The sequence below is a fragment of the Bordetella genomosp. 13 genome, from assembly GCF_002119665.1.
Classification (GTDB): domain Bacteria; phylum Pseudomonadota; class Gammaproteobacteria; order Burkholderiales; family Burkholderiaceae_B; genus Bordetella.
Genome location: NZ_CP021111.1, coordinates 4,435,793 through 4,455,657, shown reverse-complemented (window position 1 = coordinate 4,455,657; position 19,865 = coordinate 4,435,793). Strand labels below are relative to the sequence as shown.

Here is a 19,865-nt window from a genome sequence, read left to right as displayed (position 1 = left end):
TCTCTATGAACCTCGAGCATCGGCCCGTACTGCTGGCGCCGACGGTGGACGCGTTGGTGTTGCCGGGATTCGGCAGCAAGAGCGTCTCCCGGGCGGCGGCCGAGGCGGGCGATGCCGGATCGCAGCTGCGCGTGCAGCGCGGCGTCTATGTGGACGGCACGTTCGGCCGCGGCGGGCACAGCCGCGAACTGCTGGGCCGGCTGGGCGCCGAGGCGAGGCTGGTGGTGTTCGACAAGGACCCGCAGGCCGTCGCCGTGGCGCGCGAGCTGGCGGCGGCCGATGGCAGGGTAACGGTGGTCCATGGCGGTTTCGTCACCATGGCCGAGGAATTGGCAGGAATGGGCATCGAGCACATCGATGGCCTGATGATGGATCTGGGGGTGTCGTCGCCCCAGCTCGACGATGCCGGGCGCGGCTTCTCGTTCATGCGGGAGGGTCCGCTGGACATGCGGATGGATACCAGCCGCGGTCCGACGGCCGAGGAATGGCTGGCACATGCCAGTGTGGATGAAATGCGGGAGGTGATTGCAGATTATGGCGAAGAACGGTTTGCTTTTCAGGTTGCAAAGGCGATTGCTGCTCGCCGCGCAATACGGCCACTGCGCACCACGCTCGAACTTGCCGAGTGCGTCGCCAGCGCCGTGCGCACGCGCGAAAAGGGGCAGCATCCGGCCACACGCACCTTTCAGGCTCTACGGATTTACCTCAATCGGGAACTCGAGGAACTCGCTGGCGCCCTCGCGTCAGCTTTAGACCTGCTTGCCCCGGGGGGGAGGTTGGCCGTGATCAGTTTCCATTCGCTCGAAGACCGCATGGTCAAGCAGTGCATCGCGGCGGCCGCCCGGCCGGCCGCGGCGCACCCGCGCCTGCCCCTGCGCGAAAGCGAACTCCCCCAGCCCATCCTGAAGTCATTGGGCCGCGTGCTTGCCGAGGATGACGAGGTCGCGCTCAACCCGCGCGCCCGTTCCGCCGTGCTGCGCGTGGCCGAGCGCACCGCCGAGCCGCTGCCCCCGGGCGGCGGCGCGTTCGTTCCGGAAGTGCCCGGCGCGCAGGCGCGGCGGCCCGCCCGGCGGAGGACCCGCTGATGGCGCGCATGAGTCTCATCGTGGCGGCCCTGCTGATGCTGGCCTCCGTATCGCTGGTGACCAGCCGCTATCAGTCGCGCCAGCTGTTCATCGAGCTGGGCCGCCAACAGGCGCAAGCCCGCGACCTGGATACCGACTGGCGCCGCCTGCAGCTCGAGCGCGCCGAACTGGCGCGCAATGCGCGCGTCGACCGCGCCGCCCGTGAAGAGTTGAAGATGATTCCCGCCGTGCCCGACCGCACGATCTATCTGAACCAGGCGCCCATCGTGCAGCCTGCCCCCGCGGCCGGGGGTGCGCAGTGAAACGCGTGCCGTTCTTCGACAATCCGGTGCTGCGCGGCCAGTTGCCCATGTGGCGCGCGCGCCTGGTGTTGATCCTGCTGTTCGGCGGATTCATCGTGCTGGCGGGCCGCGCCCTGTTCCTGCAAGGACTCTCCACCGAGTTCCTGCAGCAGCAGGGCGAGCGCCGCTACGAGCGCACGCTGACACTGTCGGCCACGCGCGGCAAGATCCTGGATCGCAACGGCGTGGTGCTGGCCTCCAGCGTGCCGGCGCGCGCCATCTGGGCCATCCCCGAAGACGCCCGCCAGGCCGACAATGCCCAGCTCGCGGCGTTGTCCAATCTGCTGGGCACGCCGTTGGCCGACCTGCGCCGCCGCCTGGCCGACGAGGACCGCAACTTCGTCTACCTGAAGCGCCAGGTGCCGATGGAGGTGGCCGAGAAGATCAAGCAACTGGGCCTGCCCGGCATCCATCAGCAGCCCGAATCGCTGCGCTACTACCCCGAAGGGGAAGTCACCGCCCACGTGGTGGGCTTCAACAACGTCGAGGACAAGGGCCAGGAAGGCGTCGAACTGACGTTCAACGAGCTGTTGTCGGGCCGCCCCGGCAGCCGCCGCGTCATCAAGGACCGCCTGGGTCGCGTGATCGAGGACGTGCAGGCGGTGACGCTGCCCGTCGACGGCCGCGACCTGCGGCTGTCGATCGACACCCGCGTGCAGTACCTGCTGTATAAAGAGCTGCAGGACGCCATGCAGAAGCACGAGGCGCGCGCGGCGACGGCGGTGGTGCTGGACGTGCGCACCGGCGAGATCCTGGCCATGGCCAGCCTGCCGACGTTCGATCCCAACCACCGCGAGACCTTCCAGACCTCGACGCTGCGCAACCAGGCGATCACCGACACGTTCGAGCCGGGTTCCATCATGAAGCCCTTCACCGCCGCACTGGCGCTGGATCTGGGCCGCATCACCACGAGCACCCAGTTCGACACCGGCAACGGCCGCTTCCAGTACCAGGGCAGCACCATCAGCGACGTCAGCCGCAACGGCATGCTCGACGTCGCCGGCGTGCTGCGCAAGTCGAGCAACATCGGCATGACCATGATCTCCGAGCGGCTCGAGTCGCGCGAGATGTGGGATCGCTTCACCGAACTGGGCCTGGGCCAGGCGCCGCAGCTGGGCTTTCCCGGCGCCGCGCCGGGCCGCCTGCGCCCGTGGGATCGCTGGCGTCTGATCGAGAAGGCCACCATGGCCTATGGCTATGGCCTGTCGGTGTCGTTGCTGCAGGTGGCGCGCGCCTATACCGTATTCGCCCGAGATGGCGACATGGTGTCGCTGACGCTGGTCAAGCGCGACAGCGATCCCACCAGCGTGCGCGTGTATCCGCCCAAGGTGGCGCAGATGGTGCGCGGCATGCTCGAGGGCGCCGCCGGCCCCGATGGCGCCAAGGCGGCGCAGGTGCAGGGTTATCGCGTTGCCGGCAAGAGCGGCACGGCGCGCAAGATCGTGGACGGCAAGTACAGCACGCAGCGCTATCGCAGCTCGTTCGTCGGCTTTGCGCCGGTGTCCGACCCCAAGGTGGTGGTGGCCGTATCCATCGACGAACCCAAGGTCGGCGGCTATTACGGCGGCGCGATCGCCGCGCCCGTTTTCTCGCGGGTGGTCGGCGGCACGCTGCGCGTGATGGGCGTGCAGCCGGATGCGCCGTTCGAGTCAACCATCGTGGCCGGCAACAACGAATCCGCGCGCGGCGCGTCCGACGGGGCGCTGCTGGCCTCGGGGCGCCCCGCGGGCAAGAGGGACATCGCACGATGAACGGCCGCGCCTCCATGCCCGCCGCCGCACTGGCCGACTGCGCCCAGGTGCTGGACTGGCTGCGGGCGCACGTCGCTGCCGGCGCCGACCTGCACCTGGATTCCCGCGCGCTGAAGACGGGCGACGTATTCGTTGCCTGCCCTGGCCTGCGCTCGGACGGCAGGCAATATATCGAGCAGGCGCTGGCCCAGGGGGCCGGCGCGGTGCTGTACGAGGCCGACGGAGCCGATTCGGCGCCGGCGGTCGATTCGCATTCGGTGCTGCCGGTGCGCGGCCTGCGCGCCATGCTGGGACAACTCGCCGACCAGTGGTATGGCCAGCCTTCCGCGGCGTTGACCGTGGTCGCCATCACGGGCACCAACGGCAAGACCTCTACCGCCCAGTGGCTGGCTCGTGCGCTGACGCACCTGGAACGGCCCTGCGGCACGATCGGCACGCTGGGCGCCTATCTGCCCGATGGTGCCGCGCTTGGCGGCGCGCTGACTACGCCCGACGTGCTGTCCGTGCATCGCACGTTGGCGGCCATGCGCGCGGCGGGCACCACGGCGGTGGCCCTCGAGGCCTCGTCGATCGGCCTGGAACAGGGGCGCCTGGACGGCGTGCGCGTCGCCGTGGCGGCCTATACCAACCTGACGCGCGACCATCTCGATTACCACGGCACGATGGAACGCTATGAGCAGGCCAAGGCTCTGCTGTTCCGCCGTTCCGGGCTGGGCTGCGCGGTCGTCAATGCCGACGACCCTGCCGCGCGGCGCGTGCTGGCGGACCTTCCGTCGGGCGTCGCGCTTTCGTACACGGTGGGGGACGGTCCGGCCGACATCCGCGCCCGCGAGCAGCGCACCACCGCGCAAGGCCAGGTGTTCACGCTGGCCGGCCGCGGCGGTGAAGCGCAGATCGTCACGAGGCTGCTCGGCCAGCACAATATCGCAAACCTGCTGCTGGTGGCAGGCGTGTTGGACAAGCTGGGCTATGGGCTGGCCGACATCGCCCGCGAGCTGGCCGCGGCCGAGCCGGTCGACGGACGCTTGCAGACCGTGACGCCGGCGCCGTTGCACAGCCAGGGTTCCGCGGCTCGCGGACCGCTGGTGGTCGTGGACTATGCCCACACTCCGGACGCGCTGGCGCGTGCGCTGGCGGCCCTGCGCCCGGTGGCGCAGGCGCGTGGCGGCCGGTTGGTCTGCCTGTTCGGTTGCGGCGGCGACCGCGATCCGGGCAAGCGGCCCGAGATGGCGCGCATCGCCGCCGAAGGCGCAGATCGCGTACTGATCACCAGCGACAATCCGCGCCACGAGGCGCCGCAGGCCATCATCGACCAGATCGTGGCAGGCCTGCCGCAAGGCGTCCGCGCGGACGTCCAGGCCGATCGCGCCCTGGCCATCATGCGTGCGATCTGGACCAGCGAGCCCGATGACGTGGTGCTGCTGGCCGGCAAGGGCCACGAAACCTATCAGGAAATCGCCGGCACGAAACAGCCCTTCGATGATCGCGAATGGGCCCGCCTGGCGCTGCTGCTGCCGCAGGTGCCGGCGCTGTCCACGGATACGCGCACCATCGCCGCCGGCCAGTTGTTCCTGGCCCTGTCGGGCGACAACTTCGACGGTCACGATTATCTGCCGAAGGCCGAGTCGGCCGGCGCCTGCGCGGCCGTGGTGGCGCGCCGCGTGCCGTCGTCCGGCCTGCCGCAGCTGGTGCTGGGCGACACCCGCCAGGCGCTGGGCCGCATCGGCGCGGCATGGCGGGCGCGCCATACCTTGCCGCTGGTGGCCGTCACCGGCAGCAACGGCAAGACCACAACCAAGGAAATGGTCGCCGCCATTCTGGCGGGCTGGCAGGGCGAGGCGCAGCGCCTGGCCACCGCCGGCAATTTCAACAATGACATCGGCGTGCCGTTGACGCTGCTGCGGCTGCGGCCGCAGCACCGCGCCGCCGTGCTCGAACTGGGCATGAACCATCCCGGCGAGATCGCCTACCTGGCCGAAATCGCCGCGCCGAGCGTGGTGCTGGTCACCAATGCGCAGCGCGAGCACCAGGAATTCATGCATACCGTCGAGGCGGTGGCGCGCGAGAACGGCTCGGCCATCGCAGCGTTGCCGGCCGACGGCGTGGCCGTGTATCCCGGCGACGAGCCCTATGCGCCCATCTGGGAAGAGCTGGCCGGCGGGCGGCGCGTGCTGCGCTTCGGCCTGCAGCCGGGATTGGAGGTCTATGCGGAAGCGGTCGAGGCCGACGCCACGGGCACGCGCTGCCAGGTGGTCACGCCCGCCGGTCGCGCGCCCCTGGACCTGCCGGTGCCGGGGGTGCACAACCTGCGCAACGCGCTGGCCGCCATCGCGTGCGGCCTGGCCGCCGGCGCGCCGCTGGACGTGGCGCTGCAGGCGCTCGCCGGCTTCAGCGCCGTGGCGGGCCGCATGCAGCGCAAGCCCATGGCCGACGGCACCTTGCTGATCGACGATACGTACAACGCCAACCCGGATTCGGTCCGGGCCGCCATCGACGTGCTCGCGCAGTTGCCCGCTCCGCGCGCGCTGGCGCTGGGCGACATGGGCGAGGTGGGCGACAACGGTCCGGCGATGCACCGCGAGGTGGGCGCCTATGCGCGCGAGCGCGGCATCGAGTTGCTGGTGACCTTGGGCGACGCGAGCCGCCTGGCGGCGGAGGCATTCGGCACGCAGGCACGCGCCTGCGGGTCGGTGGAAGAAGTGGTGGCGGCGCTGCACGACGCGGCGTCCGCCAGTGTTTTGGTGAAAGGTTCGCGCTTCATGCGCATGGAGCGGGTGGTGCAGGGTTTCTCTTCCAAGAACAACAATATGCCCCAGGGTGCAGGAGACCGGGATGCTGCTTGAGATCGCCCGCTGGCTGTCGGATGACGTGCGAGTCATCGGGGTTTTCGAATACATCACGCTGCGTGCCGTGCTGGCCTGCGCGACGGCGCTGATCATCGGCCTGGTGGCCGGCCCGCGCGTGATCCGCAAGCTGACCGAGATGAAGATCGGCCAGGCCGTGCGCAGCTACGGTCCGCAGACCCATCTGGTGAAGACGGGCACGCCCACCATGGGCGGCGCGCTGATCCTCATCTCCATCGCCATCAGCACGCTGTTCTGGGCCGACTGGACCAACCGCTTCGTGTGGGTGGTGCTGCTGGTCACGTTCGGCTTCGGCTGGATCGGCTGGGTGGACGATTACCGCAAGGTGGTGCACCGCGATCCTGAAGGCATGCCGGCGCGCCAGAAGTTCTTCTGGCAGGCCACCATCGGCATCATCGCGGCCGTGTACCTCGCGTTCGCGGTGTCCGCGCCGGCCAACGCCGAGCTGTGGCCGCTGTTCAAGGCCTGGGTGACCAGCGGCTTCGTCATGCCGCTGCCCACGCGCGCCGACCTGATCGTGCCGTTCTTCAAGAGCGTCAGCTACCCGCTGGGCGTGGTGGGCTTCGTGGCGCTGACCTGGGCGGTGATCGTCGGCACGAGCAACGCCGTGAACCTGACCGACGGACTGGACGGGCTGGCCATCATGCCGACCGTGATGGTGGGCGCGGCGCTGGGCATCTTCGCCTACGTGGTCGGCCGGGTCGACTATTCCAAGTACCTGCTGTTTCCGTACATTCCCGGCGCCTCCGAATTGATGGTGCTGTGCGCGGCCATCGGCGGCGCCGGCCTGGCATTCCTCTGGTTCAACGCCTATCCGGCGCAGGTGTTCATGGGCGACGTGGGCGCGCTGGCGCTAGGCGGAGCGCTGGGCACGATCGCCGTGATCGTGCGCCAGGAAATCGTGCTGTTCATCATGGGCGGCGTGTTCGTGGTCGAGACGCTGTCGGTCATGGTGCAGGTCACCTGGTTCAAGTACACCAAGCGCAGATACGGCGAGGGCAGGCGCATCTTCCGGATGGCCCCTCTGCACCACCACTTCGAGGTGGGCGGCTGGAAAGAGACCCAGGTCGTGGTGCGCTTCTGGATCATCACCATGATGCTGGTGCTGGTCGGTCTTTCCACTTTGAAATTGCGATGAACGCGAACGACGTCGCTCACGAAACCTCTCGCCCCGATGCCGCGCATCAGGATGCCTCGCGCATCCTGATCCTGGGATTGGGCGAGACGGGCGTGGCTGCCGCGCGCTGGTGCGCCCGGCAGGGCGCCGCGCTGCGCGTCGCCGATACGCGGGCCGAGCCGGGCGGCCTGGACGCGTTGCGCGAGGCGCTGGCGCAGGCCGACGTGGAATACAGGCTGGGTTGCGGCCAGGCGTTCGACCCGGACCTGCTGGATGGCGTGCGCCAGATCGTGCTGAGCCCGGGGCTGGCGCCAGGCCAGGCGCCGGCGCTGGACCTGCTGACCGAGGCCGCGGCTCGCGGCATCGAAGTGGTGGGCGAGATCGAGCTGTATGCGCGCGCGCTGGCCGAGCTGGCAGAGACGCGCGACTATCGGCCGCGCGTGCTGGCCATCACGGGTACCAACGGCAAGACCACCGTGACCGCGCTGACGCGCCAGCTGGTCGAGGCCAGCGGGCTCAGCGTGCGTGCCGCCGGCAACATCGGCCCGGCCGCGCTGGCCGCGCTGATGGACGCGCTGGACTCGGACAGCCTGCCTCAGGTGTGGGTGCTGGAGCTGTCCAGCTTCCAGCTGGAAACCACGCGCACGTTGTCGGCCGACGCGGCCGTGGTGCTGAATGTCACGCAGGATCACCTGGACTGGCATGGCGGCATGGATGCCTACGCGCAGGCCAAGGCGCGGCTGCTGCCCATGGCACGCGTCGCCATCGTCAACCGCGACGATCCGTTGACCGTGCGCATGGTCGAGACCCTGCGCGCCGAACGCGTGCGCAGCTTCGGCCGTGAGCTGCCCGAATGGGTGGGCGACATGGGCCTGGAGCAGGGGCAGGGCGTGACCTGGCTGACGGCTTGCGAGCCCAGCGATTTCCACGAGCCGGCGCCGGCGCCGGTGCGTCGCAAGAAGGATGCGCCGCCGCCCGTGCGGCCGGCCGGTCGCGCCAGCCGCCTGATGCCGGCCGACGCGCTTCGCATCCGCGGCACGCACAACGCGCTGAACGCCCTGGCGGCGCTGCAGCTGGCCCGCACGCTGGACCTGGGCTGGGGCCCGATGCTGCGCGCCCTGCGCGACTATGCGGGCGAGCCGCATCGCGCCGCCTTCGTGCGTTCCATAGGCGGGGTCGACTACATCAACGACAGCAAGGGCACCAACGTGGGCGCCACGGTCGCCGCGCTGGAAGGCCTGGGCCAGCAAGCCGTGCTGATCGCCGGCGGCCTGGGCAAGGGACAGGATTTCTCGCCGCTGGTGCCGGTGGTGACCGCGCACGCGCGCGCCGTGGTGCTGATCGGCGCCGATGCGGCCGAGATCGAGCGCGTGCTCGCGCCCACGGGCGTGCCCTGCCAGCGCGCCGGCGACATGCGCGACGCGGTGCGCAAGGCCGCCGACCTGGCGCAACCCGGCGACGCCGTGCTGCTGTCGCCCGCCTGCGCCAGCCTGGACATGTTCCGCAACTACCCCCACCGCGGCGAAGTGTTCGCCGACGAGGTGGCGGAGCTGGCGATGGACAGGGGAGAGGTATGAGCCCGCAGAACCGCTTCAAGGGCGAATTCCCCCTTGGGGGGACGGCGCGTAGCGCCAAGGGGGCGGATTGCTTCCCGCAGAACCGCTTCAAGGGCGAATTCCCCCTTGGGGGGACGGCGCGTAGCGCCAAGGGGGCGGATTGCTTCCCGCAGAACCGCTTCAAGGGCGAACTCCCCCTTGGGGGGACGGCGCGTAGCGCAAGGGGCCGCATATGAGCCTGTTCGCCGAACTGACTGCCAGCGTCAACGCCGTGCCGCCCGGCCGCACTCGCATGCGCAATTGCGACATGGCGCTGATCGTCGCCGCCTCGACGCTGCTGCTGCTGGGGCTGCTGATGGTGTACTCGGCCTCGATCGGCCTGGCCGACGGCCCGCGCTACGCGTCGTACGGGCGGTACTACTTCATCCTGCGCCACGGCATCTTCATGGGCACCGGCGTGCTGGCCGCGCTGGTCGTGCTGACCATACCGGTGCGCGTCTGGCAGCGCATGGCGGTGCCGCTGTTCATGGTGGCGCTGGTGATGCTGGCCGCCGTGCTGGTGCCCGGCATCGGCCGCGAGGTCAATGGCGCGCACCGCTGGATTCCGCTGGGCCCGATCAACTTCCAGCCTTCCGAACTGATGAAGCTGGCCGCGGTCGTGTATGCGGCCGACTACACGGTGCGCAAGCAGGAACACATGCAGGCGTTCGCGCGCGGCTTCCTGCCCATGGCCTGCGCGCTGGGCGGCGTGGGCATGCTGCTGCTGCTCGAGCCCGACCTGGGCGCCTTCATGGTGATCGTGGCCATCGCCATCGGCATCCTGTTCCTGGGCGGCATCAACGGCAAGTACTTCAGCAGCCTGTTGGCCGTGCTGCTGGGCATGTTCCTGCTGCTGATCTGGGTCTCGCCGTGGCGCCGTGCGCGCCTGTTCGCGTATCTGGATCCCTGGAACGAAGAGAATGCCTACGGCAGCGCCTACCAGCTGTCGCACTCGCTGATCGCGCTGGGCCGCGGCGAATGGTTCGGCGTGGGCCTGGGGGCCAGCGTCGAGAAGCTGCACTACCTGCCCGAGGCCCACACCGACTTCCTGATGGCCGTGGTGGGCGAAGAACTGGGCTTCGCCGGCGTGATGCTGGTGATCTGCCTGTTCGCCATCGTCGTGCAGCGCGGCTTCGACATCGGCCGCCAGGCCATCGCCATGGAGCGCACCTTCGCCGGCCTGGTGGCGCATGGCGTGGCGATGTGGTTCGGCGTGCAGGCTTTCATCAACATGGGCGTGTGCCTGGGCCTTCTGCCCACCAAGGGCCTGACGCTGCCGCTGATGAGCTACGGCGGCTCGGGCATCGTGATGAACCTGTGCGCGCTGGGACTGCTGGTGCGCGTGGACATCGAGAACCGCGTGATGATGCGCGGGGGGCGGGTATGAGCGTGGACGCCCGCAACCGCACCATCCTGATCATGGCCGGGGGCACCGGCGGGCACATCATGCCGGGCCTGGCCGTGGCCGACGTGCTGCGCCAGCGCGGCTGGCGCGTGATGTGGCTGGGCAACCCCGACAAGATGGAAGGGCGTCTGGTGCCCACGCGCGGCTACGACCTGGTGCCGCTGCGCTTCGCCGGCCTGCGCGGCCGCGGCGCGGCCGCGGTGCTGCGGCTGCCTTTCGTGTTGACGCGCGCGCTGGGTCAGGCCTGGGGCCGGCTCTCCGACGTGCGTCCCGACGTGGTGCTGGGCATGGGTGGCTACGTGGCCTTTCCGGGCGGCGTGATGGCGGCGCTGCGCGGCATGCCGCTGGTCGTGCATGAACAGAATGCCGTGGCCGGCACCGCCAACCGCTGGCTGGCGCGCGTGGCGCGCCGCGTGCTCAGCGGCTTTCCCGGCGTACTGCCGCGCGGTGAAGTGCTGGGCAACCCGGTGCGTGCCGAGCTGTGCGCGCTGCCCGAGCCCGCCCAGCGCTACGCCGGCCGCAGCGGCCCGCTGCGCCTGCTGGTGGTGGGCGGCAGCCTGGGGGCGCAGGTGCTGAACGAGACCTTGCCGCTCGCGCTGGCGCGTCTGCCCGTGGAGCAGCGTCCGCAAGTGGTGCACCAGGCGGGCGAGCAACACATCGAGGCCCTGGCGCAAGCCTATGCCGATGCCGGCGTGCAGGCCGAATGCCGTGCCTTCATCGACGACATGGCGGGCGCCATGGCGGCGGCCGACCTGATGGTATGCCGGGCCGGCGCGATGACGGTGTCCGAAGTGGCCGCGGCCGGCGTGGCCGCGCTGTTCGTGCCTTTCCCGCACGCCATCGACGACCACCAGACCGCCAATGCGCGCTTCCTGGCAGAGGGCGAGGCCGCCTGGCTGCAACCTCAACCGGGCCTGACGCCCGAGTGGCTGGCCGGCTGGCTGGCCCAGCGCACCCGATCCGAACTCCAGGCCGTCGCCGAACGGGCGCGCGCGCATGCGCGTCCCCAGGCGGCGGTCCATATCGCCGACGTCTGCGAACAGGCCGCGGGCCGGCGGAACTGACATGAAACACCGTATCCAACATATTCATTTCGTCGGCGTGGGCGGCTCGGGCATGAGCGGCATCGCCGAGGTGCTGCTGAACCTGGGTTACCAGGTCAGCGGTTCCGACCTGAACGAGTCCGCCGTCACGCGCCGGCTGGCCAGCCTGGGCATGAGCGTGGCCATAGGCCACGATGCCGCCAACGTGGCCGACGCCGACGCCATCGTCACCTCCACGGCCGTGGCGGGCGACAACCCCGAGGTGATCGCGGCTCGTGCCGCCCGCATCCCGGTGGTGCCGCGCGCGGTCATGCTGGCCGAACTGATGCGCCTGAAGCGCGGCATTGCCGTGGCGGGCACCCACGGCAAGACCACGACCACCAGCCTGGTGGCCAGCGTGCTGGCGGCAGGCGGCATGGATCCGACCTTCGTCATCGGCGGCCGCCTGAACTCGGCCGGCGCCAACGCGCAGCTCGGCCAGGGCGAATACATCGTGGTGGAGGCCGACGAGTCGGATGCTTCGTTCCTGAACCTGCTGCCCGTGATGGCCATCGTGACCAACATCGATGCCGACCACATGGACACTTACGGGCACGACGTGGCGCGCCTGAAGAGCGCGTTCATCGAGTTCACGCAGCGCCTGCCGTTCTACGGCAGCGCGGTGCTGTGCCTGGACGACGCGAACGTGCGCGAGATCATGCCGTTCGTGTCCCGGCCGATCACCACCTACGGGCTGAATCCCGAGGCACAGGTGTGCGCCCAGGACGTGCAGCCGGACGGCACGCGCATGCGCTTTCGCGTGCAGCGCCGCGACCGCGACCAGGGGCTGATGCCCGACCTGCACATCGAGCTGAACCTGCCCGGCCTGCACAATGTGCGCAACGCGCTGGCCGCCATTGCCGTGGCCACCGAACTGGGCGTACCCGACCGGGCCATCGCCGAAGCGCTGGCCGCCTTCAAGGGCGTGGGCCGCCGCTTCACGCAGTGGGGCGATATCGACGTGCCCGCGGAACACGGCGGCGGCACGTTCACGCTGATCGACGATTACGGACACCACCCGGTCGAGATGGCGGCCACGCTGGCCGCCGCCCGCGGCGCGTGGCCGCAGCGACGCATCGTGCTGGCCTTCCAGCCGCACCGCTATACGCGCACGCGGGACTGCTTCGAGGACTTCGTGCGCGTGCTGGGCACCGCCGACGGCGTGCTGCTGACCGAGGTGTATTCGGCCGGCGAACCCCCGCTGGTCGCGGCGGACGGCCGAGCCCTGACGCGCGCGCTGCGCGTGGCCGGCAAGATCGAACCGGTATTCGTGGACGATGTGACCGAGCTGCCGCAGGCCGTGCGGGATTTCGTGCGCGACGGCGACGTGGTCATCGTGATGGGCGCCGGCTCGATCAGCCGCGTGCCCGCGCAATTGGGAGGTCGGGCATGAATACCCCGTCGAACACCGTTATCGACGTCAAGGCCCTCGGCAGGGTCGGCGTGCTGTACGGCGGCCGGTCCGCCGAGCGCGACGTCTCGCTGATGTCCGGTGCGGGCGTGCACGAGGCACTGAGCTCGGCCGGCGTGGACGCGCATCTGTTCGATACCGGCGAGCGCAGCCTGGCCGAGCTCGCGCAGGCCGGCTTCGATCGCGTGTTCATCGCACTGCACGGCCGCTACGGCGAGGACGGCACCATCCAGGGCGCGCTGGAGCTGCTGGGCATCCCGTACACCGGCAGCGGCCCCATGGCCTCGAGCGTGGCCATGGACAAGATCATGACCAAGCGCGTGTGGCTGCAGCACGGCCTGCCCACGCCTGCGTTCGAAGTGCTGGATTCAACCACCGAGCTGCGCCTGGTGCCCGATCGCCTGCAGCTGCCGCTGATCCTCAAGCCGCCGCACGAGGGCTCGACCGTGGGCATCACCAAGGTGTCGGGCTACTCGGACATGAAGGCGGCCTATGCCGAGGCGGCGCGTTTCGACAGCACCGTGCTGGCCGAGGCCTTCATCAGCGGACGCGAACTGACTGTGGCCATCCTGGGCAGCGGGTCCGAGGCCCGTGCGCTGCCGGTGATCGAGATCGCGGCGCCCGGCGGCAACTACGACTACGAGCACAAGTATTTCTCCGACGACACGCAGTATTTCTGCCCGGCCGACCTGCCGGACGACGTGGCGCACCGCATCGGCGAGCTGGCGGTGCAGGCCTATCGCGTCCTGGGCTGCGAAGGCTGGGGGCGGGCGGACTTCATGCTGGACCGGAAGGGCCAGCCGTGGTTGATCGAGATGAACACGTCGCCGGGCATGACCAGCCATTCGCTGGTCCCCATGGCGGCGCGGGCGGTGGGCATGAGCTACGCCGACCTGTGCGTGACGATACTGGCCGGCGCGGCGTGCAAAGTACGCAGCCCGGCACGCAAGGATTGACAGGAAATCGTGTGGAACGACGCCCGTACCATCAACCTCATCGCCAACACGCTGGCCGTGCTGGCGGTAGCGATCATGCTCGCCGCCGGCGTGGCATGGGTGGCTCAGCGTCCGTATTTCACGCTGTCGGCCATCGAGCTCGAGCCCATGCCGGACAGCCAGCTGCACTATGTGTCGCCAGGCGCGGTGCGAGCGTCGATCGCCGGCCGCTTCCAGGGCAACTTCTTCACCGTGGACCTGGACGAGGCGCGCGAGGTGTTCGAGTCGGTGCCCTGGGTGCGGCGCGCCACGGTCAGGCGCATCTGGCCCAACACGCTGCGCGTGCGCATCGAGGAGCAGCAGCCCTTGGCGCTGTGGAACGAGAACCAGATGATCAACACCTGGGGCGAGGCGTTCACGGCCAACACGGGCGAACTGGACGACGATGCGGACCTGCCGCAGTTCGCGGGGCCGGAGGGCAGCCAGGAACTGGTGGTGCAGCGCTACGCCGAGCTGGCGCGCTGGTTCGCGCCGCTGGACCTGCGCGTGAAAGAGCTGGAACTGAGCCCGCGATATGCCTGGCGGGCCACGCTGTCCAACGACCTGGTGCTGGACCTGGGGCGCGACCCGGCCGCCGATGCGCCCGATCCGCTGGGCCTGCCCGGCGCGCTGCCGTTCGCGGCGCGCATCCAGCGCTTCGTGCAGGCGTGGCCGTCGGTCGTCACGCGCCTGGAGGGCCGCACCGTGACGCAGGCCGACCTGCGCTATCCGAATGGCTTCGCGCTGGCGCTGGCCCCGCTGCCCGAACCGCATCCTCAAACGAAATCACCCAAGAAACGATAACGCCATGACCCGTGACATCAAGGACCTCATCGTCGCCCTCGATATCGGCACCAGCAAGGTAGTGGCTGTGGTCGCCGAGATCCTGCCGGAAGGACGTTTCGAAGTGCTTGGCCTGGGCCAGCACGAGTCGCGCGGCATGCGCAAGGGCGTGGTCGTCAACATCGAGACCACCGTCAACTCCATCCAGCGCGCGCTGGAGGAGGCCGAGTTGATGGCCGACTGCAAGATCCGCGACGTCTATACCGGCATCGCGGGCAGCCACATCCGCAGCTTCAACTCCAGCGGCATGGTGGCCGTGAAGGACAAGGAAGTGACCGCCACTGACGTGGCGCGCGTGATCGAGACCGCCAAGGCGGTCAACATCCCGACCGATCAGCAGGTGCTGCACGTGCTGACGCAGGAGTTCATCGTCGACGGCCAGGAAGACATCCGCGAGCCCATCGGCATGAGCGGCCTGCGCCTGGAAGTGCGCGTGCACATCGTCACCGGCGCGGTCAGCGCGGCTCAGAACATCGTCAAGTGCGTGCGACGCTGCGGCCTGGAAGTGCAGGACCTGATCCTGCAGCCGCTGGCCTCGAGCCTGGCCTGCCTGACCTCCGACGAGAAGGAGCTGGGCGTGGTGCTGGTCGACATCGGCGGCGGCACCACCGACGTGGCGATCTTCACCGGCGGCGCGATCCGCCACACGGCGGTGATTCCCATCGCCGGCGACCAGATCACCAACGACATCGCGGCCATGCTGCGCACGCCCACGCCGGACGCGGAAGAGATCAAGCTGCGCTACGGCGTGGCCAAGCAGGTGCTGGCCCGCCCCGAAGAGGCGGTCGAGGTGCCCGGCCTGGGCGATCGCGGTCCGCGGCAGGTCAAGCGCCAGGCGCTGGGCGCCGTCATCGAGCCGCGCGTCGAGGAACTGTTCGGCCTTGTGCAGCAGGTGGTGCGCGATTCCGGCTACGAAGACCTGCTGGCGTCGGGCGTGGTGCTGACGGGCGGCACCGCCCAGTTGCCCGGCATGGTCGAGCTGGCGGAGGACGTGTTCCTGAAGCCGGTGCGCGTGGCCGTGCCCGAGTACGAGGGCAGCCTCGCCGACGTGATGCGCAATCCACGCTTCTCCACCGTGATGGGCCTGCTGCAGGAGGCGCGCATGCAGCGCCTGCGCGGCCGCAAGGTGGCGGCGCAGACCGGCAACTTCAAGTCGCTGCTGGCGCGCATGAAGGAGTGGTTCATGAATTAGGGAACGGTAGGCGTAAAGCCCGCCGGAGGTCCGTCCTTGAAAAAGAAAAACGGACCCGAAGGAGGCGCTTCAAACCCGTGGCGGACTACCCGGTCGGCTTCTGCTTTGAGGCGATTCACAAGAAAAAGGCAGTAATCGGGAATTTTGTGATTTGCAAATCGGACTTGTGAGGGAGTCATCATGATGAATTTCGAGATGCTTGAGAACAACACCAAAGGGACCGTGATAAAGGTCGTTGGTGTGGGCGGTGCGGGCGGCAATGCCGTGGCGCACATGATTCGCAGCGGCGTGAGCGGCGTGGATTTCATCTGCGCCAACACCGATGCGCAGGCACTGGCCGCGACCAACGCGCCCGTGCAGATCCGCCTGGGCCGCACCGGCCTGGGCGCCGGCGCCAAGCCGGAGCAGGGCCGCGCCTCGGCCGAGACGGCGCGCGAAGAGATTCGCGCGGCGCTGAACGGCGCGCACATGGTGTTCATCACCGCCGGCATGGGCGGCGGCACGGGCACCGGCGCGGGTCCGGTGGTGGCCGAAGTGGCCAAGGAGCTGGGCATTCTGACGGTGGGCGTGGTCACCAAGCCCTTCTCGTTCGAAGGCAACAAGCGCCTGCGCATGGCCGAGGACGGCATCAGCGAACTGGCCAAGCACGTGCACTCGCTGATCGTCGTGCTGAACGAGAACCTGTATGAACTGATGGACGAGGACGCGACGCAGGAAGACTGCTTCAAGTCCGCCGACGACATCCTGCACAACGCGTGCGCGGGCATCGCCGAGATCATCAACGTCGAAGGCAACGTCAACGTCGACTTCGAAGACGTGAAGACCATCATGGGCGAGCAGGGCCAGGCCATGATGGGCACCGCGACCGCGTCGGGCGCCGACCGTGCCCGCGTGGCGGCCGAAAAGGCCATCGCGTGCCCGCTGCTGGAAGGCGTGGACCTGAACGGCGCGCGCGGCGTGCTGGTCAACATCACCGCCAGCCGCTCGCTGAAGATGCGCGAAACGCGCGAGATCATGGAAACGATCCGCAGCTATGCTTCGGACGACGCCACCGTGATCTTCGGCACCGCGTACGACGAGGCCATGGGCGAGTCGCTGCGCGTGACCGTCGTGGCCACCGGCCTGGGCCGCGCCGCCGCGCGTCCGCAACTGGTGCAGAGCGCCGCCGAGGCGCTGCGCACCGGCACCGACAACCTGCCGCTGGCCGGCATGATGGCCGCCGCCGGCCAACAGGGTGGCGACTACCGCAACCTGGACATGCCCTCGGTGATGCGCAACCCGCGCAGCCAGGCTTCGGCCCAGGTGCGCGCGCTGGAAAGCTCGGGCATGGATCACTTTGACATCCCGGCGTTCCTGCGCAAGCAGGCAGACTGAACGGCGCAAGCCTCGGCCCGCGAGGGCCGGCAGTACCTCCCTCAACTCCGGCCCGCTTTCCCGTGGCGGGCCGGACGCGGAGCCGTCCGCGGCGAGAATAATATAGGGACGGGTTTAGTACAAAGAATCCCGTTTCGGCGTATTACCGCAAGATGGCGGCAATATTCCAGCCGGGTTACAATGTTTGTCTCCTGTAGTCGCGCCTGAAGCAGTAATTTCAGGGCGCAGGCCCAGATATTTTCATCGACATGTTCCGACAGCGCAGCATACAGAATCTCGTTCGCACGACCGGTGTTGGCGTCCACTCCGGCCGCCGCGTCGAGCTCACCCTGCGTCCGGCCGAAGCCAATACCGGCATCGTCTTCCACCGCGTCGACCTGCCCGAGGTCGTCGACCTGCCGGCGCGCGCCGACGCGGTCGGCGATACGCGCATGGCGTCGGTGCTGCAGCAGGGCAATGTGCGCGTGTCCACCGTCGAACACCTCATGTCCGCGCTGGCCGGCCTGGGCATCGACAACCTGCATGTCGACCTCACGGCCGAAGAAGTCCCCATCATGGACGGCAGCGCGGCCACCTTCGTGTACCTGCTGCGCTCGGCCGGCATCGTCGAGCAGAACGCGCCCAAGCGCTTCATCCGCGTGTTGAAGCCCGTCGAAGTGCGCGAGGGCGAGGGCCGCAACGAGAAGTGGGCGCGCCTCGAGCCGCACGAAGGCTACGCGCTGGCGTTCTCCATTGATTTCCGCCATCCCGCCATCGACTCCACGGCCAATTTCGCCGAGATCGACTTCGCCACCCATTCCTACGTGCGCGAGATCGCGCGCGCCCGCACCTTCGGCTTCGTCAACGAGGTCGAGGCGCTGCGCTCGATGGGTCTGGCGCGCGGCGGCAGCCTGGACAACGCCATCGTCATGGACGAATACCGGGTGCTCAACAGCGACGGGTTGCGCTACGACGACGAGTTCGTCAAACACAAGATTCTGGATGCCATCGGCGACCTGTACCTGCTGGGCAAGCCGTTGGTGGCGCGTTACGTGGCCTCGAAGTCGGGCCACGCCCTTAATAATCAACTGGCCCGCGCGCTGATGGCGCAGCAGGACGCCTGGGAGCTGGTCAGCTACGAGTCCCAGGCCGAGGCCCCGCAGGCGTTCCGCCACGAATGGCAGCTCGCCTGACGGCGTGAGGCCTCGCGCTGCGTCCGGGCGCCGCTGCCCGGGCGCGGCGTTGCAAAAGCTCCGGTACTTTCGTCACCGGCCGGAGCGCTACTCACCTTTATGATGCTGCAGCAGGCGCGCGATCGCGTCGGCCAGAGGTCCGGGCCGCACGTTCCGCCCCAGTGACTCGAAGGCGTCCAGCGCAGTAGGCCCCAGCGGTTGTGCCAGCTTGGGCGGGCGGGGCGCTTTTGCCCCAGGCCGGGGCATGCCGGCTTGAACCTTCACGCTTATTTCGTTAAGGTTCCAGCCTTGCGCGGCAAGCGCCTGCGCGATGCGCGGCGCCAGCTGGCGCAGCTTCGCGGCATGCGCCGGGCCCGGCACGGCAAGTTGCAGACGCTGGCTTTCCAGCCGGGCTACCACGCACACCGCGCCCAGCCCCGGCGGCAGAATGGCCGCCACCGCCTGCTGAATCTGCAGGTGCATGCGCGCCGTGGCCAGTACGCCGGCCCCGCGCATGTCCAGGCCCAGCCAGCCCAGGGCGGTCTCGCCCGAGCGGCGGCTGGATTGGGAACGCGGACGAGAGTTGGCGGGTCTGACCATGCCGGCTCGAATTACAGGAAACAAACCTTGAAGATCGTGATTATGCACGCCCGCGGCGGACAGCCCGGGCATCTCACCCTGGAAGGCGTGCGCCTGGCCGCCTTGCTGGGTGTTCTGCTGGTCGCCGCAGCCGTCTTCGGGGCTTCTCTGCAACGATACCTCGCGCAGACCGCGTCGGTCACGGCCAGCGGCATGCCCGATTACGCCGGCGATCCCCACCCCGATCGCGAGGCCGCCTTCCTGCGCGAAACGGTCAACATGCTGGCGGCCAAGGTGGGCACGCTGCAGGCCCGCCTGGCCAGCATCGACGGCCTGGGCAAGCGCGTGGCCGAGGTGGCCGGCGTGGCCTATTCCGATCCCGAGCTGGCGCAGGCCACGGTGACGCACGACGAAGCCACCGACGTCATGGACGACCTGTTCACCGACCGCCAGCCCCCCAGCGCCGAATCGGCCGAGGCCCTGGGCCGGCAGCTGGACGAGCTGATGGTGCGCATGACGCAACAGTCCGACAATCTGCGTCTGCTCGACGTCGCCCTCACGCGCCGCTCCGCGGACCAGGCGCGGCTGCCGACCACCATGCCCGTGGTGGATTTCCCCTATCTCAGTTCGTCGTACGGCTGGCGCCGCGATCCGTTCACCCGGCGCTACGCCATGCACGAAGGGCTGGATTTCTCCGCGCCCGTCGGCACGCCCATCCTGGCCGCGGCCGGCGGCGTGGTGCTCGAGGCCAGCTATCAGCCGGGCTACGGCAACATGGTCGAGATCGACCATGGCGACGGCCTGATCTCCCGCTATGCCCATGCCTCCAGCCTCAAGGTGAAGCAGGGCGACCTGGTCGAGCGCGGCCAGGAGGTGGCGCGGGTCGGCTCCACCGGCAGGTCCACCGGCGCGCACCTGCACTTCGAAGTGCGGCTGGCAGGCCAGCCGCTGGACCCCCGCCTGTTCCTCGGCGCCCCCAAGACGGCGCCTCCGGCCGTCGCGCACGCGCAAGCCACCGCCTCGGGTTCGGCCACTGCCACGGCCCCGCCCGCTGACGCCACCCAGACGCGCTGAGGCGCGCGCGGCCGCACGGCCGTTCAT

The 19,865-nt window shown here is 69.2% G+C and carries 16 protein-coding genes; 15 read left to right on the top strand and 1 reads right to left on the bottom strand.

What is annotated here, in order from left to right:
• The first annotated feature begins 5 nt into the window (after positions 1 to 5).
• From rsmH to lpxC, 14 genes are all read left to right on the top strand, one after another.
• Positions 6 to 1,085 carry a 16S rRNA (cytosine(1402)-N(4))-methyltransferase RsmH gene (gene rsmH / locus CAL15_RS20035; RefSeq protein ID WP_086080097.1) on the top strand — a complete coding sequence of 360 codons (1,080 nt, stop codon included), beginning with the start codon at positions 6 to 8 and terminating at the stop codon, positions 1,083 to 1,085.
• Positions 1,085 to 1,387 carry a cell division protein FtsL gene (gene ftsL, locus CAL15_RS20030; protein WP_086080096.1) on the top strand — a complete coding sequence of 101 codons (303 nt, stop codon included), beginning with the start codon at positions 1,085 to 1,087 and terminating at the stop codon, positions 1,385 to 1,387. The genes rsmH and ftsL overlap by 1 nt, the downstream gene beginning before the upstream one ends.
• Positions 1,384 to 3,177, top strand: a complete 1,794-nt coding sequence (locus CAL15_RS20025; protein ID WP_198299093.1) for a peptidoglycan D,D-transpeptidase FtsI family protein — start codon at positions 1,384 to 1,386, stop codon at positions 3,175 to 3,177. The genes ftsL and CAL15_RS20025 overlap by 4 nt, the downstream gene beginning before the upstream one ends.
• Positions 3,174 to 6,020 (top strand): bifunctional UDP-N-acetylmuramoyl-L-alanyl-D-glutamate--2,6-diaminopimelate ligase MurE/UDP-N-acetylmuramoyl-tripeptide--D-alanyl-D-alanine ligase MurF, encoded by a 2,847-nt coding sequence (gene murF, locus CAL15_RS20020; RefSeq protein WP_232468043.1) that lies wholly within the window; start codon positions 3,174 to 3,176, stop codon positions 6,018 to 6,020. The genes CAL15_RS20025 and murF overlap by 4 nt, the downstream gene beginning before the upstream one ends.
• Positions 6,010 to 7,179, top strand: a complete 1,170-nt coding sequence (mraY, locus tag CAL15_RS20015; protein ID WP_086080095.1) for a phospho-N-acetylmuramoyl-pentapeptide-transferase — start codon at positions 6,010 to 6,012, stop codon at positions 7,177 to 7,179. The genes murF and mraY overlap by 11 nt, the downstream gene beginning before the upstream one ends.
• Complete coding sequence (gene murD / locus CAL15_RS20010; protein WP_086080094.1) at positions 7,176 to 8,735, top strand: UDP-N-acetylmuramoyl-L-alanine--D-glutamate ligase; 1,560 nt, start codon at positions 7,176 to 7,178, stop codon at positions 8,733 to 8,735. Before mraY ends, murD begins: the two co-directional genes overlap by 4 nt.
• A 211-nt stretch (positions 8,736 to 8,946) precedes the next feature.
• Positions 8,947 to 10,140, top strand: coding sequence for a putative lipid II flippase FtsW (ftsW, locus tag CAL15_RS20000; RefSeq protein ID WP_086080092.1), 1,194 nt, complete (start codon positions 8,947 to 8,949; stop codon positions 10,138 to 10,140).
• Positions 10,137 to 11,222, top strand: a complete 1,086-nt coding sequence (gene murG, locus CAL15_RS19995; RefSeq protein ID WP_086080091.1) for an undecaprenyldiphospho-muramoylpentapeptide beta-N-acetylglucosaminyltransferase — start codon at positions 10,137 to 10,139, stop codon at positions 11,220 to 11,222. The genes ftsW and murG overlap by 4 nt, the downstream gene beginning before the upstream one ends.
• 1 nt (position 11,223) lies before the next feature.
• Positions 11,224 to 12,633 carry a UDP-N-acetylmuramate--L-alanine ligase gene (murC, locus tag CAL15_RS19990; RefSeq protein WP_086080090.1) on the top strand — a complete coding sequence of 470 codons (1,410 nt, stop codon included), beginning with the start codon at positions 11,224 to 11,226 and terminating at the stop codon, positions 12,631 to 12,633.
• The gene (locus tag CAL15_RS19985; protein WP_086080089.1) at positions 12,630 to 13,607 is read left to right on the top strand and encodes a D-alanine--D-alanine ligase; all 978 of its coding nucleotides are present in this window, start codon (positions 12,630 to 12,632) and stop codon (positions 13,605 to 13,607) included. Before murC ends, CAL15_RS19985 begins: the two co-directional genes overlap by 4 nt.
• Positions 13,608 to 13,616: 9 nt before the next feature.
• On the top strand, positions 13,617 to 14,429 hold the full coding sequence (locus CAL15_RS19980; RefSeq protein WP_086080088.1) for a cell division protein FtsQ/DivIB: 813 nt from the start codon (positions 13,617 to 13,619) through the stop codon (positions 14,427 to 14,429).
• Between the two features lie 4 nt (positions 14,430 to 14,433).
• Complete coding sequence (gene ftsA, locus CAL15_RS19975) at positions 14,434 to 15,660, top strand: cell division protein FtsA (protein ID WP_086080087.1); 1,227 nt, start codon at positions 14,434 to 14,436, stop codon at positions 15,658 to 15,660.
• Positions 15,661 to 15,840: 180 nt separating this feature from the next.
• Positions 15,841 to 17,034, top strand: coding sequence for a cell division protein FtsZ (gene ftsZ / locus CAL15_RS19970; RefSeq protein WP_086080086.1), 1,194 nt, complete (start codon positions 15,841 to 15,843; stop codon positions 17,032 to 17,034).
• A gap of 248 nt (positions 17,035 to 17,282) precedes the next feature.
• Positions 17,283 to 18,206 (top strand): UDP-3-O-acyl-N-acetylglucosamine deacetylase, encoded by a 924-nt coding sequence (lpxC, locus tag CAL15_RS19965; protein ID WP_086080085.1) that lies wholly within the window; start codon positions 17,283 to 17,285, stop codon positions 18,204 to 18,206.
• Positions 18,207 to 18,293: 87 nt separating this feature from the next.
• On the opposite strand, the gene CAL15_RS19960 is transcribed toward lpxC, so the two are convergent.
• A complete protein-coding gene (locus tag CAL15_RS19960; protein ID WP_086081206.1) occupies positions 18,294 to 18,701 on the bottom strand; it encodes a flagellar hook-length control protein FliK in 408 nt (135 codons plus the stop codon).
• A gap of 126 nt (positions 18,702 to 18,827) precedes the next feature.
• On the opposite strand from CAL15_RS19960, the gene CAL15_RS19955 reads away from it, so the two are divergent.
• Complete coding sequence (locus tag CAL15_RS19955) at positions 18,828 to 19,838, top strand: M23 family metallopeptidase (RefSeq protein WP_086081205.1); 1,011 nt, start codon at positions 18,828 to 18,830, stop codon at positions 19,836 to 19,838.
• Positions 19,839 to 19,865 lie beyond the last annotated feature (27 nt).

Bases quoted from the DNA above. Each gene is read 5' to 3' on its own strand.
- mraY (WP_086080095.1), top strand. From the start codon at position 6,010: ATGCTGCTTGAGATCGCCCGCTGGCTGTCGGATGACGTGCGAGTCATC.
- rsmH (WP_086080097.1), top strand. From the start codon at position 6: ATGAACCTCGAGCATCGGCCCGTACTGCTGGCGCCGACGGTGGACGCG.
- ftsW (WP_086080092.1), top strand. From the start codon at position 8,947: ATGAGCCTGTTCGCCGAACTGACTGCCAGCGTCAACGCCGTGCCGCCC.
- murC (WP_086080090.1), top strand. From the start codon at position 11,224: ATGAAACACCGTATCCAACATATTCATTTCGTCGGCGTGGGCGGCTCG.
- murG (WP_086080091.1), top strand. From the start codon at position 10,137: ATGAGCGTGGACGCCCGCAACCGCACCATCCTGATCATGGCCGGGGGC.
- lpxC (WP_086080085.1), top strand. From the start codon at position 17,283: ATGTTCCGACAGCGCAGCATACAGAATCTCGTTCGCACGACCGGTGTT.
- murF (WP_232468043.1), top strand. From the start codon at position 3,174: ATGAACGGCCGCGCCTCCATGCCCGCCGCCGCACTGGCCGACTGCGCC.
- ftsL (WP_086080096.1), top strand. From the start codon at position 1,085: ATGGCGCGCATGAGTCTCATCGTGGCGGCCCTGCTGATGCTGGCCTCC.
- ftsA (WP_086080087.1), top strand. From the start codon at position 14,434: ATGACCCGTGACATCAAGGACCTCATCGTCGCCCTCGATATCGGCACC.
- CAL15_RS19960 (WP_086081206.1), bottom strand. From the start codon at position 18,701: ATGCGCGGGGCCGGCGTACTGGCCACGGCGCGCATGCACCTGCAGATT.
- murD (WP_086080094.1), top strand. From the start codon at position 7,176: ATGAACGCGAACGACGTCGCTCACGAAACCTCTCGCCCCGATGCCGCG.
- ftsZ (WP_086080086.1), top strand. From the start codon at position 15,841: ATGATGAATTTCGAGATGCTTGAGAACAACACCAAAGGGACCGTGATA.
- CAL15_RS19985 (WP_086080089.1), top strand. From the start codon at position 12,630: ATGAATACCCCGTCGAACACCGTTATCGACGTCAAGGCCCTCGGCAGG.
- CAL15_RS19955 (WP_086081205.1), top strand. From the start codon at position 18,828: ATGCACGCCCGCGGCGGACAGCCCGGGCATCTCACCCTGGAAGGCGTG.